A 15,963-nucleotide genomic window follows, 5' to 3' on the forward strand; every position below is an offset into this window, starting at 1 on the left:
GCACACCCGCAGCTGCGACGCGGCGCAGTCTAGGGTGCATGCGCGCCGGCCCGCACCGGCGACGGCGCACAAGACGTGTAGGCAGCGGACGACAACCTGCCGCTGCGCCCCACGGGAAGGCGCCGGCAGGCACCGAGCCCTGCCCAGGCCCGACGGGAACCTGGCCCGTCAAGCCATCGCCACGAACTCACCGGGCGGCCAGCAGCTTCTCCATCTCGTCCATGATGGCGTCCATGCGGTGGATGACCGCCTGGTAAGGCGCCGGTGTCGCCATGTCCAGCCCCGCGTTCTTCAGCGCCTGGTACGGCGCCACCGAGCCGCCGCTGGCCAGTAGCTTCAGGTAGTTGTCGCGCGCGCCGGGCTTGGCGGCCAGGATGTCCTCGGCGAAGTGCAGCGCCGCGGTGATGGACGTGGCGTACTGGTACACGTAGAACGGCCGGTAGAAGTGCGGGATGAAGGCCCACTCCTGGCAGTAGGCCGGGTCGATCTTCATGACGCCCGCCGCGTCGCCGTGATAGTCCTTGAGCAGCTGGCAATACAGCTCGGTCATGCGCTTGCCGTTCAGCGCCTCGCCCTTGGCGGCGGCGTCATGCGTGTTCAGCTCGAACTCGCCGAACATGGCCTGGCGGAAGAACGTGCCGCGCAGGCGCTCCAGCGCGTAGCCCAGCTGGTAGAGCTTCTCCTCCTTCGTCGCGGCCTGGCCTTGCATGTACTGGCTCAGCAGCACCTCGTTGGCCGTGGACGCGATCTCGGCGATGAACAGCGAATAGCCCGCCGTCTCGTACGGCTGCGCGCGGTTGGCGATGGCCGTGTGCATCGCATGGCCCCACTCGTGCGCGAAGGTGCTGACCGACTCGAACTCGCCCTGGTGGTTCAGGAACACGAAGGGCGGCGCGCCGTAGACGCCGTCTTGATAGGCCCCGCCGCTCTTGCCCGGCGCGGGCATGGCGTGCATGGTGCCCGCCTTCAGCGTGGTCTTCAGCAGCGCCTGGTAGTCCTCGCCCAGCGGCTTCGTGGCCGCCAGCGTCAGCGCGGCGGCATCGTCCAGGCTGTAGGCCTTGTTCTGCGTGACCAGCGCGGGGTAGATGTCGTAGTAGTGCAGGTCCGGCAGGCCCAGCATCTTCTGGCGCAGCTTGAAGTAGCGGTGCAGCGTGGGCAGGCCCTTGTGCGCCTCGGCCACCAGCGTGCGGTAGACGGCTTCGGGAATTTCCTCCGCGCCCAGGCTCATGGCCACGGCGCTCGGGTAGTGGCGCAGCTTGGCCATCGTGGTGTCGTCCTGCACCACGTTGCCCAGCGTCACGCCGTAGGTGTTCTCGTACTGGCCGATGGCACCGAAGAAGGCGTCGAACACCTGCTTGCGCACCGCGCGGTCGGGGTGCTGGCGCAGCAGGCCGTACTTGGTGCTGTCCAGGCGCTCGGCCTTGCCGTCCACGGTCAGCTCGGGCCACTTGGTGTCGGCGTTGAACAGCAGCGTGCGCACATCGCCGGTGGCGCTGCGCACCGGGCCCAGCGCGGCCAGCGCGCCTTCGGTCTCGGCGCTCAGCGTGTGGCGGGCCTGGCGCAGGCTGTTGCGCAGGTGCTCGGCATGCTTCTTCAGGCCCGGCTCGGCCTTCAGGAAGGCGGCCACCTTGGCTTCGCCCAGCGACTGGATCTCGGGCTCCAGCCAGGCGATGGCGCTGTGGTATTCGCCGTCGAGCTGGCCGGCGAGGTTGCTGCGCTGCTGGTTGGCAGCGTCACGGTTGTCGGTGCTCTGCGTCATGCTGGCATACACGCGCAGACGCTCGAAGCGCAGGTTGGCCGCGCTGATGGCGTCCAGGCCCGTGCGCAGGCTCTTGGCACTCTTACCCAGGCTGCCCTTCAGGGCCGTGAGCTTGGGCAGGTCGGCCAGCAGCGCCTTGCGGGCCGATTCCCAATCGGCCGGCGTGGCGAACAGGGGGCTCAGGTTCCAGGTGGTGGGCAGCGGCTCGGCGCGCACGGCGGCCGGAGCCGCCAGGGCCAGTGCGGTGGCCAGGCTCAGCGCGACGGCGCGGGAAAGAGGCAGTGTCTTCATGGAGAAGGCGTAGCGGTGGTCCAAAACCCCGCAGTGTCGCCAACTCTTGGGCGGCTGACCGAAGTGACGGTGCCGCCGGCCAGCCGCCCACCCCGCGCAGGGGGTGGGCGGCCGTGCGCTCAGCGCCTCATTGCGCTCATTGCGGCTTGTACGTCACCGTCAGCGTGTAGCTGCCCGCGCTGTAGCCCTTCAGCAGCACGTAGGCGTCGCCATTGGCCGTGACGCTGATGCTGCAGCTCTCGGTCGCCGTGCTGCCCGTGGACTTGCAGTCGTAGGTGCTGGTGGTGGGCACCGCCGTGCGCCGGGCATAGAGGTCGATGTCGCCCGTGCCGGTGGTGCTGGCCTTGAACGTGCCCACGCCCGCCTTGAACGGGCCGAAGCTGCGCGTCTGGTTGAGCGTCAGGCTGCCGGTGAAGGTCTCGGTCTTGTCCGGGGTCGTGCCACCGCCACCGCCACTGCTGCCATCGCTGCCCAGCTCCACCATGTAGGCCAGCGCCATGCGCGCGAACTTCAGTGCGTGGTCGGCCTGGCTGCCGGTGTTGGCATAGGTGTCGTTGGCCGTGTGGATGTAGGGGTCGTCCTCGCCCATCGCCGCCTCGAACGGCATGGTGGCGTAGTAGCCCTTGGCCGTCCAGGAGGCGTGGTCCGAGCAGGCGTAGCCGCACTTGTCCGTGCCCACCTTCAGCGTCGGCAGATAGGTCTTGATGAGGTTGGTGACGAAGGTGTTCTGCGCGCTGTCGGTGTAGTCGGTGTAGATGTAGATGTCGTTGGCCGAACCCTTGTAGTTGGTCATGTCCAGCTGCATGACGCCCACGACGTTGGTGCCGGCGTTGGCAAAGCTGGTGGCGATTTCCTGCGACCCACGCAGCCCCACCTCCTCGGCGGCATAGGCCATGAACTTCAGCGTGCGGCGCGGCTTGTAGCCGTTGGCCACCAGCGTGCGGAACACCTCGGTGAGGCTGGCGATGCCCGAGGCATCGTCGTCAGCGCCCGGCGCACGCGTGGTTTCGCTCGTGCCGGCCTGATTGATGGAGTCCAGGTGGCCACCCAGCACCACCACCTGGCTGGCGTTGTCGGTGCCCTTGATGGTGGCGATGACGGACTTCTGCTTCCAGCTCGCGTGGGTGAACTGCTCCACCGTGATGTCGCTGCGGCCGGCGGCCAGCGTCGTCCAGCGCTGCTTGAGCCAGTCCGACGCCGTCACGCCGGCAGCCGTCTGGTAGTAGCGGTTCACGTTGGCCGACAGATCGACGATGGTCTGGCCGATGTTGCTCGCCTGCATCTGCGAGAGCATGGGCGTGACGACGCTCTGCTGGTCGATGACGTAGCTGGGCCGCGTCACGGCCAGCGCCGCCGCCGCCAGCTTCGCGTTGCCGGCATGGCGCTGCAGCGTGGCCAGGCCCTCGGCCTCGCTGGTGTGGAACATGAAGCCACCGCAACGGCGCAGCTCGCGGTGCACGGCGGCCGACAGCTGCAGCAGGTCGTCCTCATCCACCTGCACGAGATGGATGCTCTCGGTGCGGCCGGCTACCGCCGCTGCGGCCGAGGCCGCCACGCCTGCCAGCTGCGCCGTGGGCACCGCGCTGGCGCTGGGCGCCACGGTGGCGTGCTTCTGCAGTTGCGCAAGGGCGGCGTCGCCCAGGCTGATCCAGACTTTGTCGCCCGCATGGGCGACGGAACATAGAGCCAGCAGGCCGGCCACGGCCAGGGGCTTGGGTTGGAAACGCATGGAGGATTCCCGATCAGGGTGGATGAACTCGGAACCCCGGCCCGGCCGGTTCATGGCCGCCGGGCACTGAACAAGGTCCCGAACGCGCGCCCGCCGACAGCGTCAACAGCGAGCGCGCCGATGCTCGGGCGACCACGCGCCGTCAGCAACGGGGGCTGGCCTGTCCCTGGATCCAGGGCCTCCCCAACACGGAGAGCACCGGCTGGCGGCACCGCGCGCAAGACCCGGCCCGAGGGCGGCCACAGCCGACAGGCCGACGGGCTGGTTTCCGACCGGGCCGCGCCGGCCCTGGGCGTGCAATGAACACCCCCACTATGGAGATCTGCATGCTCAACAAGACCTTCCTCGCCACCTGCCTGGCCGCCAGCGTCGCCATCGGCACGGCCGCCGTGCACACGACCGCTGCGGCCCAGGTGTCCGTGTCCATCCGCACGGCGCCGCCGGCGCCCAGGTACGAGGCGGTACCGGCTCCGCGCCGCGGCTACGTCTGGGTGCCGGGCTACTGGAACTGGAACGGCCATCGCCACGTGTGGCAATCCGGCGTCTGGGTCAAGGAACGCCGCGGCTATTCGTACGTGCAGCCGAACTGGGTGGAACGTGACGGCCACTGGGAACTGCACCGCGGCAACTGGGCGCGCGGCGACGCCGACCAGGACGGCGTGCCCAACGGCGCCGACCACCGCCCCAACGACCCGCATCGACGCTGAGCGTTCGCCCCCCCGTCGCGACGGGGGTACAGATTTACGTGCGATTTCCGCGCACGGTGACTTCCGGCATGGCTGCCCCCGCAGCCGCGCGGCTATGGTGCGCGCTTCGTTTTTTCCCGTACGGAGCTCTCGCTTGAACCTTCGCGCCATCGGCCTGGCTGCCGCCCTGTGCTGCGCCGGCATCGCCCACGCCGCCGCCATTCCCGACTTCGTCCCCGACATGGACACCGACCAGTCGGCCTGCACCGACTTCAACGCCTGGGCCAACAACCGCTGGATCAAGGCCAACCCCATCCCCGCCGACAAGAGCCGCTGGGGCAGCTTCGACGCGCTGGCCGAGAAGAGCCTGAATGCGCAGCGCGGGCTGGTGGAAGATGCGGCCAAGAACGCCGACGCCGCCAAGCAAGGCTCCATCGAGCAGAAGATCGGCTGGATCTACCGCGCCGCCATGGATGAGGCCGCCATCGAGCGCGCCGGGTTCGATCCCATCAAGAAAGACCTCGCCGCCATCGCTGCGCTGAAGACGCGCGCCGACGTCGTCACCTGGCTGCAGCACGCCCACGCCCGCGCCGAGACACGCGCCTTCAGCTTCGGCGTCAGCGCCGACTACAAGAACGCCAAACGCCAGATCGCGTTCGCCGGCCAGGGTGGCCTGGGCCTGCCCGGCCCCGAGTACTACAGCAAGGACGAATACGCCAAGCTGCGCGCCGCCTACGTGGCCCACATTACCAAGCTGTTCGAGCTGACCGGCACGCCGGCCGACGAGGCCGCGTCGCGCGCCAGCGCCGTGATGGCCCTGGAAACGCAACTGGCCGCAGCGTCGTTCCTGCGCGTCGAGTTGCGCAAGCCCGAGAACCAATATCACTTCGTCACCCTCGACGAGGCCAACAAGATCACCCCGCACTGGAACTGGGCGCAGTACTTCAAGGTCATGAAGGTGGACGCCGGCATCAAGAGCGCTGGCGGCTTCTCGCTGTCGCAGCCCAAGTTCTTCGCCGCGCTCGACACGCTGCTGGCCGAAGCACCCGTGGCGCAGTGGCAGGCCTACTTCGCCTTCCATGCCATCGACAGCGCCTCCCCGGCGCTCTCCAAGGCCTTCCAGGACGAGAACTTCGCCTTCTACGGCAAGACGATCAACGGCACGCCAGAGCAGGAGCTGCGCTGGAAGCGCGCACTCGCCGCCGTCAACGGCAGCATGGGGCAGGCGCTGGGCCAGCTGTACGTGAAGGCCTATTTCCCGCCCGAGTCCAAGGCACGCATGCAGGTGCTGGTGGACAACGTGCGCAACGCGCTGAAGGCCCGCATCGAGAAGCTCGACTGGATGAGCGCCGAGACCAAGGCCAAGGCCATCGCCAAGTGGCAGACCTTCCTGCCCAAGATCGGCTACCCCGACACCTGGCGTGACTGGGGCGGCCTCACCGTCTCGGCCGACAGCCACTACGCCAACCTGCGCGCCGCCCGCGCGTTCAACCAGCGCTACCAGCTGGCCAAGATCGGCAAGGCCACCGACCGCTACGAGTGGGGCATGACGCCGCAGACCGTCAACGCCTACTACAGCCCGTCCACCAACACGATCAACTTCCCCGCTGCCATCCTGCAGCCGCCGTTCTTCTACGCCAAGGGTGACGACGCCATCAACTACGGCGGCATCGGCGCCGTGATCGGCCACGAAGCCGGCCACGGCTTCGACGACCAGGGCAGTCAGTTCGACGGTGAAGGCAACAACGCCAACTGGTGGACGGCCGAAGACCGCCAGCGCTTTGAAGAGCGCGCCAACAAGCTCGTGGCCCAGGCCGACGAGTTCGCGCCCCTGCCCCAGTACCCCGACAAGCACGCCAACGGCCGGCTGACGCTGGGCGAGAACATCGGCGACCTCGGCGGCCTGAACATGGCCTACGACGCGATGCTGGCGGCCACGGCCGGCCAGCCCGACCCCATGCTCGACGGCCTGAGCCGCGACCAGCGCTTCTTCATGAACTGGGCCAAGGTCTGGGCCGGCGCCATCCGGCCCGAGGCCCAACTGGTGCGCCTGAACACCGACCCCCACGCGCCCGCCGCCTTCCGCACCAACGCCGCGCCGTCCAACATGCCGGCCTTCGCCAAGGCCTACAGCTGCAAGGCAGGCGACGCCATGGTGCGCCCTGACGACAAGCGCGTCATCATCTGGTGATCAGCCAAGCGCTGCGCGCTGGACACCCGAAGGCCTGCGATGCAGGCCTTTTTTTTCGCCGCTTCGCGCCCTCGTCACCGAGGCCCGCGATGGCAGCGCAAGCGCTTCGCACGGCTTGGCGCGAGCAAGCGCACCGCCGGGCCAGACACCTAGATTCGCGTTGACAGCCCATTAGGTCGCGTGTTGCACTGCCCCGCTGTTGCCGCGCCATGCGGCCGCCAGCATTCCTGATTCGTCGACGTTCCCACCATGTCCAGCGCGAAGGAAAGCAACCATGCCAGGCTCCCCCACACCGGCCCAGATCGCCCAGGTTCAGGAGAACATCAAGAACCTGCAGGCGCTCAATGACTACGTCTACACCTACGGTCAGAACAAGATCCTCAACGCCTATCTGCTGCTCTCCGAGCAGGACAACAGCGACCTCGGGCTCAATATCGGCCTGAACATCCTGGAAGGCGTTTTCTGGGCCGTCGGCTCGGAGTTCGGCCCGGTCGGCAACTTCCTGGCCTCGTTCGGCTCGGGCATGGTGTCGTACTGGGCGTCCAGCGCCAACACGCCGCCAAGCCTGAACACGACGTTCTCGGACATGATCAACCGCATCAGTGCGACGTTCCAGGCCTTCGACGCTCAGATGGCCGTCTACTACAACAACGTCGCCGGCAACTGGAACACGTCGTTCAGCTTCAACGGCAAGACGGGCACGCTCTCCGATCTCGCGACGATGACGGTGCCCACCGAGCACGACACGGCCTTCCAGCCGCTGGCAGCGGCGGGCATCTTCGCCCTCGACCAGCAGATCTGGAAGACGGTCATGCAGAAGAACTACGTCGTGACCTTCTGGGACGGGCAGCCAGTGATCTTTCCGGGCGAACAGAACAACCCGCCGGTCTCATGGGCGCAGGGCTTCATTGCCGTCAACCCGGCCTACAGCGTCGGCTGGAACTGGCACAACAGCTCCGGCTGCGGTGACACCAACGGCTGGGAAATCCAGGAATACAACATCGGCACGGGGGCCGGATTTTTCAGCGACGGCTCGATGAGCAATGCCGCCTGCGCCTATCTGTTCATCGACAGCTGCGGCGGCCAGGTCATCAACGCCCACGGGCTGTTCTATCGCAACGACGTCTTCAACAACCTGGGCATCACCCACAAGACGCAAATCGTGCCGTCGGGCGGCATCCCGGTGGCGGCGACACAGCTCTCGGTGGGCTACCTGCGGGCCATGAAGGAAGGGCGCACGCTGGGCAAGCTCATCGAGCGCGAGGGACGGGAGTCGGTCCAGCAGCGCATCGTCGAGAAGGCTCACGCCGACTCGGTGTTCGCCCGCAACCTCGCCATGCGCCCGCGCCAGACGCTGGAAACCTTCCTCGGGGTCAAGATCCCCGAGGTGGTGAACCTGAGCGTGGTGGTCGAGGACGGCCGAACCTTCGGGCTGGTCGTGCCGGCGAAGAAGCCGGATCAGCCGGGCCTGCTGACTTGAGGGGCGCGGCGCTCTCGGGCGCGCGTCTCCTCAGAAGACAGGGATCAGGTGCGGGCGGCCGGCCACGAGCGTGACCACACGGCGAGGCAGATGCAGCAGCGGCGTGGTGCCGGCACGGGTGGCCCGGGCCACGGCGGCCTGCGCGGCCTGCAGCAGCGCCGGCAGCGTGGGGCGCTCGCCACGGCATTGCGAGCGCGGGATGACGAGCGCGAGATCCAGGCTGCTGGCGCCACCGGCGTCCGGCGCTTCAACTTCCAGCCGCGCGTTCACGACCACCGTCGAGGGCGTGCTCAGGCACAGATCGAGATCCGCCGCGACGATGTCGTCGTCGGCCACCGGCAGCGGGTGCAGCACCGGCGCTTCGGGAGAGAAATTCTTCAACATGGCGAGCATCATGCAAACGGCATGTGACAGTTGCCATCGGGCGCGCTGCCGGGCGCCTGTAGGACGAGGCCGACTCAGCCCGCGCCCAGCGGCCGCACCAGCCGCACGGTGGGCCGCGCGAACAACCGCCCGATGAGGGTGCGCGCGAAGAAATAGTCGTTGCGCAGCTTCTCGCCCAGCGCATCCAGCCCGACGCGGCCGGTCGGATCGCAGGGGATGTCCAGGCCGGCATCGCCGGCGCTCAGCGGCTCGAAGTGCAGCAGGTGGGTGGCCTCTGCCGGGGCGGTATCGGGCTTGGCGAACATCGTGACCTCCATCGAGCGTGACGACAACACGAGCCCAATGTGCCGCTGCGCTGCGGGCCGGGCTGTAGGCGGCAGGGCCCGCCACGGGCCGCGCGCGTCGCGTGCCGCTGTAGGACGACACGCGGCACTCGGCACTCGGGCTCACAGCAGGCTGACGCCCGCAAGGTTCAGCAGCGAGGTCTCGCGCATCAGGCGAACGAAGTCCGCCAGAAACGGCTTGGCCGCCAGCCCGGCGGTGCTGACGGCGTACAGCCGCCCCGTGAGCCCACCCTCCCCGATGCGCTGGCGCGCCACATAGCCGCGCGCCAGGTAGCCCTCCACGGCCCACAACGGCAACGCCGCCACGCCGCGCCCGCTGGCGACGAGTTGCAGCATGGCCACCGTCAGCTCGCTGGTGCGGCGCGGCGGCACGATGCCGGCCGGCTGCAACACGCGGCGCACGAGGTCGAGCATCTCGTCGGGGACGGGGTAGGTGATGAGCGTCTGGTCGGCGAAATCCGCCGCCGCCAGCCAGGGCTTGGCGAGCAAGGCATGACCCTTGGGCAGCAGCGCGACGATCTCGAAGCTGAAGAGCGGGTGCACGGCAACGCCGGTCTCATCGGCATCCACATCCGACACGATGGCCAGCTCGGCACGGTCCTGATGCAGCAGCCCCACGGGGTCGGCCTGAAAGCCGGACACGATGTCCAGCTCCACCTCCGGCCACCGCTCGCGAAACGCGTCCATCGCCGGCATCAGCCAGTCGAAACAGGTGTGGCATTCCACGGCGATGCGCAGTTGGCCTGCGGAGCCGTCCACCAGCCGGCGCGCATCGCGCTCGGCCTCGTCCACCTGCGGCAGCACGGCGTCGGCCAGTTTCAGCAGCCGCTGCCCCACGGCCCCGAACACCAGCGGGTTGCTTTTGCGCGCGAACAGCTCGGCGCCGTAATGCTCCTCCAACCCCTTGAGCTGGTGGGACAGCGCGGACTGCGTCAGGTTCAGCAACTGCGCCGCGCGCGACAGGTTGCCGGCCTCGCGCAGCGCCAGCAGGGTTCGCAGATGACGCAGCTCCAGCGGCGTTTGCATGAATAGAACTTGTGACGATCCAGAAAAAGTTTCGTTTGAATCATAGACAAGAACTGCCGATCATCACGAATCAGTTTCAGCATGACCAGATTCATCATGATCAAGACTCATATTCTCGGCTTCCCACGCATGGGCGAACAGCGCGAGCTCAAGACGGCGCTGGAGAGCCACTGGCGTGGCGACATCACCGCCGACGAGCTGGAAGCGCAGGCGGCCGCCTTGCGCGCCAGGCACTGGGCGCTGCAACTGCAAACTGGGCTGGATCACGTCACCGTGGGCGACTTCGCGCTCTACGACCACGTGGCCCACCTGATCCAGCTGTTGGGCTGCGAGCCGCGGCGGTTCGGCTTCACCGGCCAGGAAACCCCGCTGCAGCGCTATTTCGCCATGGCACGCGGTACGGCGATCCACGCTCACACATCGAGCTGCGGCTGCGGGGCCACCAGCGGCGACGGCACACCGGCGCTGGAGATGACGAAATGGTTCGACACGAACTACCACTACCTCGTGCCCGAGTTCGACAGCGCGACGGCCTTCCAGCTGAACGCCGACCGGCTGCTGGCGGAGGTGGACGAAGCCATCGCCCTGCCCGCCAGCCCCAAGGTGGCGCTGCTGGGCCCGGTCAGCTTCCTGTACCTGGGCAAGAGCAAGGAGGACGGCTTCGACCGACTCGCGCTGCTCACGCGCCTGCTGCCCGTCTATGAACAGCTGCTGACCCGCCTGGCCGCGCGCGGCGTGACCTGGGTGCAACTGGACGAACCCATCCTCGGGCTGGACCTGGGCCCAGCCTGGCAGGACGCGCTGCGCCAGGCCTATGCGCGCCTGGGCGTCGTCGGCCAGCCGCTGCTGCTGGCGACCTACTTCTCGCCGCTGGCCGACAACCTCGACCTGGCCTGCGAGCTGCCAGTGGCTGGCCTGCACGTGGACGCCGTGCGCGCACCGCAGGAATTGCTGCCCGTGGCCCGCCGCCTGCCGCTGGACCGCGAGCTGTCGGTGGGCATCATCGACGGGCGCAACATCTGGCGCGCCGACCTCGACGCGGCGCTGGTGCAGCTGCACCAGGTGCAGGCACTGCGCGGCGGCCGCCTGTGGGTGGCGCCATCGTGCTCGCTGCTGCACGTGCCGTTCAGCCTGCGCCACGACAAGGCGCTGGATGCGGAGCTGCAGAGCTGGCTCGCCGGCGCGGTGGAAAAGCTCGAAGAACTCCGCGTGCTCAAGCGGGCGCTGTGGGGCGACGAAACCGGCGTGGCCCACGAGCTGGCCGAGGCACGCATCGCGCGCGCTAACCGCGTCAGCAGCCGGCGCGTGCGCAATGCCAGCGTTGCCGCCCGCCTCGCCGCGCTGCCGGCCGGTGCCGATCAGCGCCGCTCGCCCTTCCCTGCCCGCCAGGCAGCGCAACGTGAGCGCCTGACGTTGCCCGCGTTTCCCACCACCACGATCGGCTCCTTCCCGCAAACGTCCGAGATCCGCGCCGCACGCGCCGCCTTCAAGCGCGGCACACTCGCCGAGGCGGCCTACCGCGACGCCATGCAGCGGGAAATCCGGCTCGCCGTCAGCAAGCAGGAGGCGTTAGGCCTGGACGTGCTGGTACACGGCGAAGCTGAGCGCAACGACATGGTGGAGTACTTCGGCGAACAGCTCTCGGGCTTCGCCTTCACCGCCAACGGCTGGGTGCAAAGCTACGGCTCACGCTGCGTGAAACCACCCGTGCTGTTCGGCGATGTATCCCGCCCCAAGGCCATGACGGTGGACTGGACCGTGTTCGCCCAGAACCTCACGCGCAAGCCGATGAAGGGCATGCTGACCGGCCCCATCACCATCCTGCAGTGGTCGTTCGTGCGTGACGACCAGCCACGCGCCGACACGGCGCTGCAGATCGCGCTGGCCATCCGCGACGAGGTGGAGGACCTGGAAGCCGCCGGGATCGCCGTCATCCAGATCGACGAACCGGCCATCCGCGAAGGCCTGCCACTGCGCCGTGCGGCGTGGCCCGAGTACCTCCATTGGGCGACGCGGGCCTTCCGCGTGTCCGCCAGCGCGGTGCGCGACGACACGCAGATCCACACCCACATGTGCTATTCGGAGTTCAACGACATCCTGCCCGAGATCGCCACCATGGATGCCGACGTCATCACCATCGAGACGAGCCGTTCCGACATGGAACTGCTGCGCGGTTTCGGACAGTTTCAGTACCCCAACGAGATCGGCCCGGGCGTGTACGACATCCACTCGCCACGCGTGCCCGAAACGGCCGAGATGCTGCGGCTGCTGACGAAGGCCGCCGAGGTCATTCCGGCAGAGCGGCTGTGGGTCAACCCCGACTGCGGTCTCAAGACGCGCGCCTGGCCCGAGACCGAGGCGGCGCTTGCACGCATGGTGGAGGCAGCGCGCAGCCTGCGCCTGACGGCGACGGCAAGCCACTAACGCCACCTTGACAAGCACCAACAATCACTAACGAGGCCGTGATGCGCCATCTCGGCAGCACCATTGCCGCCGGCTCGCAAGGCATGGGCGGGCCATGCGCGATACCCCGCCAGCGGAGGCGGGGTATCTGCGCGACGCCGCTCAAGAAATATTTTGTCTGGCGCTGCCAAATACTCGCGACCGGGAGATTCCGCAAGCCCTCCCGGGTTACGAAGAACCCGATCCAGGGGACGCGAAAATCCCGGCATGAACCCGTTTGTTTTATAGGGGGTCGGTGGTTGACGCTCGTCTGTAATCGGACGAGCATGCAGGCCATTGATTCACGGCCGGTACAGGCGGAATCAATCTCGGGAACCCGCCTGGGTCGAGATTCCCGAGCCGGTTCTCTTGGCGCTGATGGCCGCGTCTGCTGCGCAGGCATCAGCGGTTGATTGCAACAACGCGAGGTTGAAGGTCCAAGACGGTTGGGCTTTTTTTGAAACCTTGGTGACAGCGTTGTCCATAACGAGAAGATCTGGCAGTAGTTATCGGGGGGCGGCAGTAAAGCCCGGAGCGGCTGGAAAAGCAGCCGGGCGAGCGGCTGCATGGATGTCTGGCAGCCGGAAGTCCAGCAACAAAACCCGGAGACAAACCGTATGAGCACGATCAAGCAAGGCCGCCGCCCGCAGGCGCGCTGGGCCGCCCCCATGCTGGCTTTGGCCCTGGCCGCCTGCGGTGGCGGCGACACCTCCCGCCCGGCCGCTTCGGCGATGGACGCGAGCACAGGCGGCATGGCCAAGGCGATGGCCGTGACGCCAGCGGCCGCAGCCCCGGCCTACAACTACGCGGAGGCCTTGCAGAAGGCCATCCTCTTCTACGAGGCGCAGCAGTCGGGCAAGAAGCCCGACTGGAGCCGCGTCAGCTGGCGTGGTGACTCCCGGCTGACCGACGGCAGCGACGTGGGCCTGGACCTCTCCGGTGGCTGGTACGACGCCGGTGACCACGTGAAGTTCGGCTTCCCCGCCGCGTGGACGGCGACACAGCTCGCCTGGGGCGCGCTGGAGTTCGAAGCCGGACACAAGGATGCCGGCCAGCACGACGCGCTGCTGCGCAACCTGCGCTGGATCAACGACTACTTCATCAAGGCCCACCCGAGCGCCAATGTGTTCTACGGCCAGGTGGGCAACGGCAGCACCGACCACAGCTGGTGGGGCCCGGTGGAGGTCTATCCCAAGGCCGCGCCGGCCTACAAGATCGACGCTACCTGCGGTGGCTCGGACCTCGCAGGCGAAACCGCCGCGTCACTGGCAGCCGCCTCCATGGTGTTCAAGACCAGCGATCCGACCTACTCCGCCACCCTGCTGACGCACGCTCGCCAGCTCTTCACGCTGGCCGACACCAAGCGTCAGAAGTACGTGGAGTGCATCACCGACGCGCAGGGCTTCTACAACTCCTGGTCGGGCTACAACGACGAGCTCGCCTGGAGCGCCATCTGGCTCTACCGCGCCACCGGCGAGGCGGCCTACCTGGACAAGGCCGAGGGCTTCGTCGGCAGTTTCGGCACCGAGGGGCAGACCTCCTTCCTGCCTTACAAGTGGACGCAGGACTGGGACAGCAAGCACTACGGCAGCTACCTGCTGCTGGCGCGCCTGACCGGCAAGCAGAAGTACAAGGACGCGATGGAGCGCAACCTGGCGTACTGGACGACGGGCACGCCCGAGGGTGAGCGCGTGACCTACACGCCCGGCGGCCTGGCCTGGCTGTCATCGTGGGGTTCGCTGCGCTATGCGCTCAATGAATCCTTCATCGCGCTGGTCTACGCCAAGGACGTGGCCGACGCCACCAAGCAGCAGCGTTACCGCGACTTCGCGATGCAGCAGCTGAACTACGCGCTGGGCAGCAACCCGCGCAACAGCAGCTACCTGATCGGCTTCGGCGCCAACCCGCCGCAGCACCCGCACCACCGCACGGCGCACGGCTCCTGGGCCGACAGCCAGAGCGTACCGACCAACCACCGCCACGTGCTGTACGGCGCGCTGGTGGGCGGCCCCAATGCCAGCGACGCCTACACCGACTCGATCTCCGACTACGTCTCCAACGAGGTCGCCATCGACTACAACGCCTCCATCGTCGGCGTGCTCGCCGCCGCGCAGCAGCTCTTCCCGGGCAGCGTACCGTTGGCGAACTTCCCGCAGGCCGAGGTGGCGTCCGAGGACGAATACTTCGTCGAGGCATCGCTGAACAGCACGGGCACGACCTACACCGAAGTGAAGGCGCTGGCCAACAACCGCAGCGGCTGGCCCGCCCGCGTGACCGACAAGCTCAGCCTGCGCTACTACGTGGACCTGAGCGAAGTCATCGCCGCCGGCCGCAGTGCGGCCGACATCAAGGTGTCGTCCAACTACGCCGATGGCGGCGTGGCGCGCGGCCTGGTGCGCTGCGGCACCAGCAACCTCTACTACGCCAGCGGCGACTTCAGCGGCACCAAGATCTATCCCGGCGGCCAGTCTGCCTACAAAAAGGAGATCCAGATCCGCATCGCCGCGCCCGACAGCACCACCTTCTGGAACCCCGTCAACGACCCGTCCTACACAGGGCTGGGCGCGCCCGGCAGCACGGCCGTCAAGGTCGCGAACATCACGCTCTACGACGATGGCCGCAAGATCTGGGGCAACGAACCTGCGGCTTGCGGCGGCGTGGTGCTGCCGGTGCCGGCAACGCCGACCGGCCTCGCGGCTGCGGCCGGGGTGGGCAGCATCAGCCTGAGCTGGTCGGCCGCCACCAACGCCACCGGCTACACGCTCAAGCGCTCCACCACGGGCACGGCCGGCAGCTTCGCGCTGCTCGCCTCGCCCACGGGCACGAGCTACGTGGACAGTGGCCTGGCCGGCAACACGCGCTACTACTACACGGTCAGCGCACGCAACGACTCGGGCGAGAGCGCCGCCAGCGACCCGGTCTGGGCCACCACACCGGTCGGCCCACCGGCCGCACCCGCGCCAACGGCCACGGCCGGTAACGCCACGGTGACGCTCAACTGGGCCACCGTCGCCGGCGCCGCCAGCTATGAAATCTCGCGCGCCACCAGCGCCACCGGCAGCTACGCCTCGCTCGCCAGCGGCCTCAGCGTGCTGACCTACGTGGACAGCGGCCTCACCAACGGCAGCACCTACTTCTACAAGGTGGGCGCAAGAAACACGGCCGGAGTCACGCTCTCCGACCCTGTCTCCGCCACGCCCAGCGGTGGTGGTGGCGGCGGTGGCGGCAGCAGCAACTGCACGCTGACGCTGGATTCGACCAACGACTGGGGCAGCGGCCAGGTGTTGCGTGTATTGCTCAGCAACACCGGCACGACGGCCATCACCGGCTGGGGCTTCAGCTTCACGGAGAGCAACCCCTTCACGTCAACGAACAGCTGGAGCGGCACCTTCACCGTCACCGGCACCCAGGTGAGCTACACGCCCGCCAGCTGGAACGCGAGCGTGCCGGCCGGCGGCAACATCGACGCCGGCATGCAGCTCACCTACAGCGGCGCCAAGCCCGTGCCCGGCGCCGTCACGATGACGGGCGCCAGCTGCAGCGTCGTCATCAAGTAAGCCTTCCCATCCCCCCCAAAGCCCGCCGACCGCGCGGGCGGGGCAACTCACGCCCGCGTTTTGACGGGCAACCG

11 protein-coding genes are annotated in these 15,963 nt (G+C 68.0%); 5 read left to right on the forward strand and 6 right to left on the reverse strand.

Annotation, left to right across the window (positions count from 1 at the left end):
• Positions 1-187 precede the first annotated feature (187 nt).
• Both ACG00X_RS05575 and ACG00X_RS05580 read right to left on the reverse strand, forming a co-directional pair.
• Complete coding sequence (locus tag ACG00X_RS05575; protein ID WP_394487018.1) at positions 188-2,050, reverse strand: M3 family oligoendopeptidase; 1,863 nt, start codon at positions 2,048-2,050, stop codon at positions 188-190.
• A 136-nt stretch (positions 2,051-2,186) separates the two neighbouring features.
• Positions 2,187-3,779, reverse strand: a complete 1,593-nt coding sequence (locus ACG00X_RS05580; RefSeq protein ID WP_394487019.1) for a M20/M25/M40 family metallo-hydrolase — start codon at positions 3,777-3,779, stop codon at positions 2,187-2,189.
• Between the two features lie 299 nt (positions 3,780-4,078).
• Here ACG00X_RS05580 and ACG00X_RS05585 point away from each other — a divergent pair, with 299 nt between their 5' ends.
• From ACG00X_RS05585 to ACG00X_RS05595, 3 genes are all read left to right on the forward strand, one after another.
• Positions 4,079-4,486 carry a YXWGXW repeat-containing protein gene (locus tag ACG00X_RS05585; protein ID WP_394487020.1) on the forward strand — a complete coding sequence of 136 codons (408 nt, stop codon included), beginning with the start codon at positions 4,079-4,081 and terminating at the stop codon, positions 4,484-4,486.
• 133 nt (positions 4,487-4,619) lie between these two features.
• Positions 4,620-6,656, forward strand: coding sequence for a M13 family metallopeptidase (locus ACG00X_RS05590; protein ID WP_394487021.1), 2,037 nt, complete (start codon positions 4,620-4,622; stop codon positions 6,654-6,656).
• A 274-nt stretch (positions 6,657-6,930) separates the two neighbouring features.
• On the forward strand, positions 6,931-8,136 hold the full coding sequence (locus ACG00X_RS05595) for a hypothetical protein (RefSeq protein WP_394487022.1): 1,206 nt from the start codon (positions 6,931-6,933) through the stop codon (positions 8,134-8,136).
• Positions 8,137-8,166: 30 nt separating this feature from the next.
• On the opposite strand, the gene ACG00X_RS05600 is transcribed toward ACG00X_RS05595, so the two are convergent.
• From ACG00X_RS05600 to ACG00X_RS05610, 3 genes are all read right to left on the reverse strand, one after another.
• The gene (locus ACG00X_RS05600) at positions 8,167-8,520 is read right to left on the reverse strand and encodes a hypothetical protein (protein WP_394487023.1); all 354 of its coding nucleotides are present in this window, start codon (positions 8,518-8,520) and stop codon (positions 8,167-8,169) included.
• Between the two features lie 74 nt (positions 8,521-8,594).
• Positions 8,595-8,825 (reverse strand): hypothetical protein, encoded by a 231-nt coding sequence (locus ACG00X_RS05605; protein ID WP_394487024.1) that lies wholly within the window; start codon positions 8,823-8,825, stop codon positions 8,595-8,597.
• A gap of 141 nt (positions 8,826-8,966) precedes the next feature.
• Entirely contained in the window at positions 8,967-9,890 is a 924-nt protein-coding gene (locus tag ACG00X_RS05610; RefSeq protein ID WP_394487025.1) for a LysR family transcriptional regulator, read from the reverse strand.
• 81 nt (positions 9,891-9,971) lie between these two features.
• On the opposite strand from ACG00X_RS05610, the gene metE reads away from it, so the two are divergent.
• Positions 9,972-12,314, forward strand: a complete 2,343-nt coding sequence (gene metE / locus ACG00X_RS05615) for a 5-methyltetrahydropteroyltriglutamate--homocysteine S-methyltransferase (protein ID WP_394487026.1) — start codon at positions 9,972-9,974, stop codon at positions 12,312-12,314.
• A gap of 341 nt (positions 12,315-12,655) precedes the next feature.
• On the opposite strand, the gene ACG00X_RS05620 is transcribed toward metE, so the two are convergent.
• Positions 12,656-12,817: a hypothetical protein gene (locus tag ACG00X_RS05620; RefSeq protein ID WP_394487027.1), complete on the reverse strand. Its 162-nt coding sequence runs from the start codon at positions 12,815-12,817 to the stop codon at positions 12,656-12,658.
• Positions 12,818-12,949: 132 nt separating this feature from the next.
• Here ACG00X_RS05620 and ACG00X_RS05625 point away from each other — a divergent pair, with 132 nt between their 5' ends.
• Positions 12,950-15,889 carry a glycoside hydrolase family 9 protein gene (locus ACG00X_RS05625; protein ID WP_394487028.1) on the forward strand — a complete coding sequence of 980 codons (2,940 nt, stop codon included), beginning with the start codon at positions 12,950-12,952 and terminating at the stop codon, positions 15,887-15,889.
• Positions 15,890-15,963: the final 74 nt, after the last annotated feature.

The organism is Pelomonas nitida (genome assembly GCF_043555975.1).
GTDB classification, from domain to species: domain Bacteria; phylum Pseudomonadota; class Gammaproteobacteria; order Burkholderiales; family Burkholderiaceae_C; genus Pelomonas; species Pelomonas nitida.

What these genes read in the sequence shown, in the direction of transcription:
- ACG00X_RS05575 (WP_394487018.1), bottom strand. Translation starts at nt 2,050, where the DNA reads ATGAAGACACTGCCTCTTTCCCGCGCCGTCGCGCTGAGCCTGGCCACC.
- ACG00X_RS05580 (WP_394487019.1), bottom strand. Translation starts at nt 3,779, where the DNA reads ATGCGTTTCCAACCCAAGCCCCTGGCCGTGGCCGGCCTGCTGGCTCTA.
- ACG00X_RS05585 (WP_394487020.1), top strand. Translation starts at nt 4,079, where the DNA reads ATGAACACCCCCACTATGGAGATCTGCATGCTCAACAAGACCTTCCTC.
- ACG00X_RS05595 (WP_394487022.1), top strand. Translation starts at nt 6,931, where the DNA reads ATGCCAGGCTCCCCCACACCGGCCCAGATCGCCCAGGTTCAGGAGAAC.
- ACG00X_RS05600 (WP_394487023.1), bottom strand. Translation starts at nt 8,520, where the DNA reads ATGTTGAAGAATTTCTCTCCCGAAGCGCCGGTGCTGCACCCGCTGCCG.
- ACG00X_RS05605 (WP_394487024.1), bottom strand. Translation starts at nt 8,825, where the DNA reads ATGTTCGCCAAGCCCGATACCGCCCCGGCAGAGGCCACCCACCTGCTG.
- ACG00X_RS05610 (WP_394487025.1), bottom strand. Translation starts at nt 9,890, where the DNA reads ATGCAAACGCCGCTGGAGCTGCGTCATCTGCGAACCCTGCTGGCGCTG.
- metE (WP_394487026.1), top strand. Translation starts at nt 9,972, where the DNA reads ATGACCAGATTCATCATGATCAAGACTCATATTCTCGGCTTCCCACGC.
- ACG00X_RS05620 (WP_394487027.1), bottom strand. Translation starts at nt 12,817, where the DNA reads ATGGACAACGCTGTCACCAAGGTTTCAAAAAAAGCCCAACCGTCTTGG.
- ACG00X_RS05625 (WP_394487028.1), top strand. Translation starts at nt 12,950, where the DNA reads ATGAGCACGATCAAGCAAGGCCGCCGCCCGCAGGCGCGCTGGGCCGCC.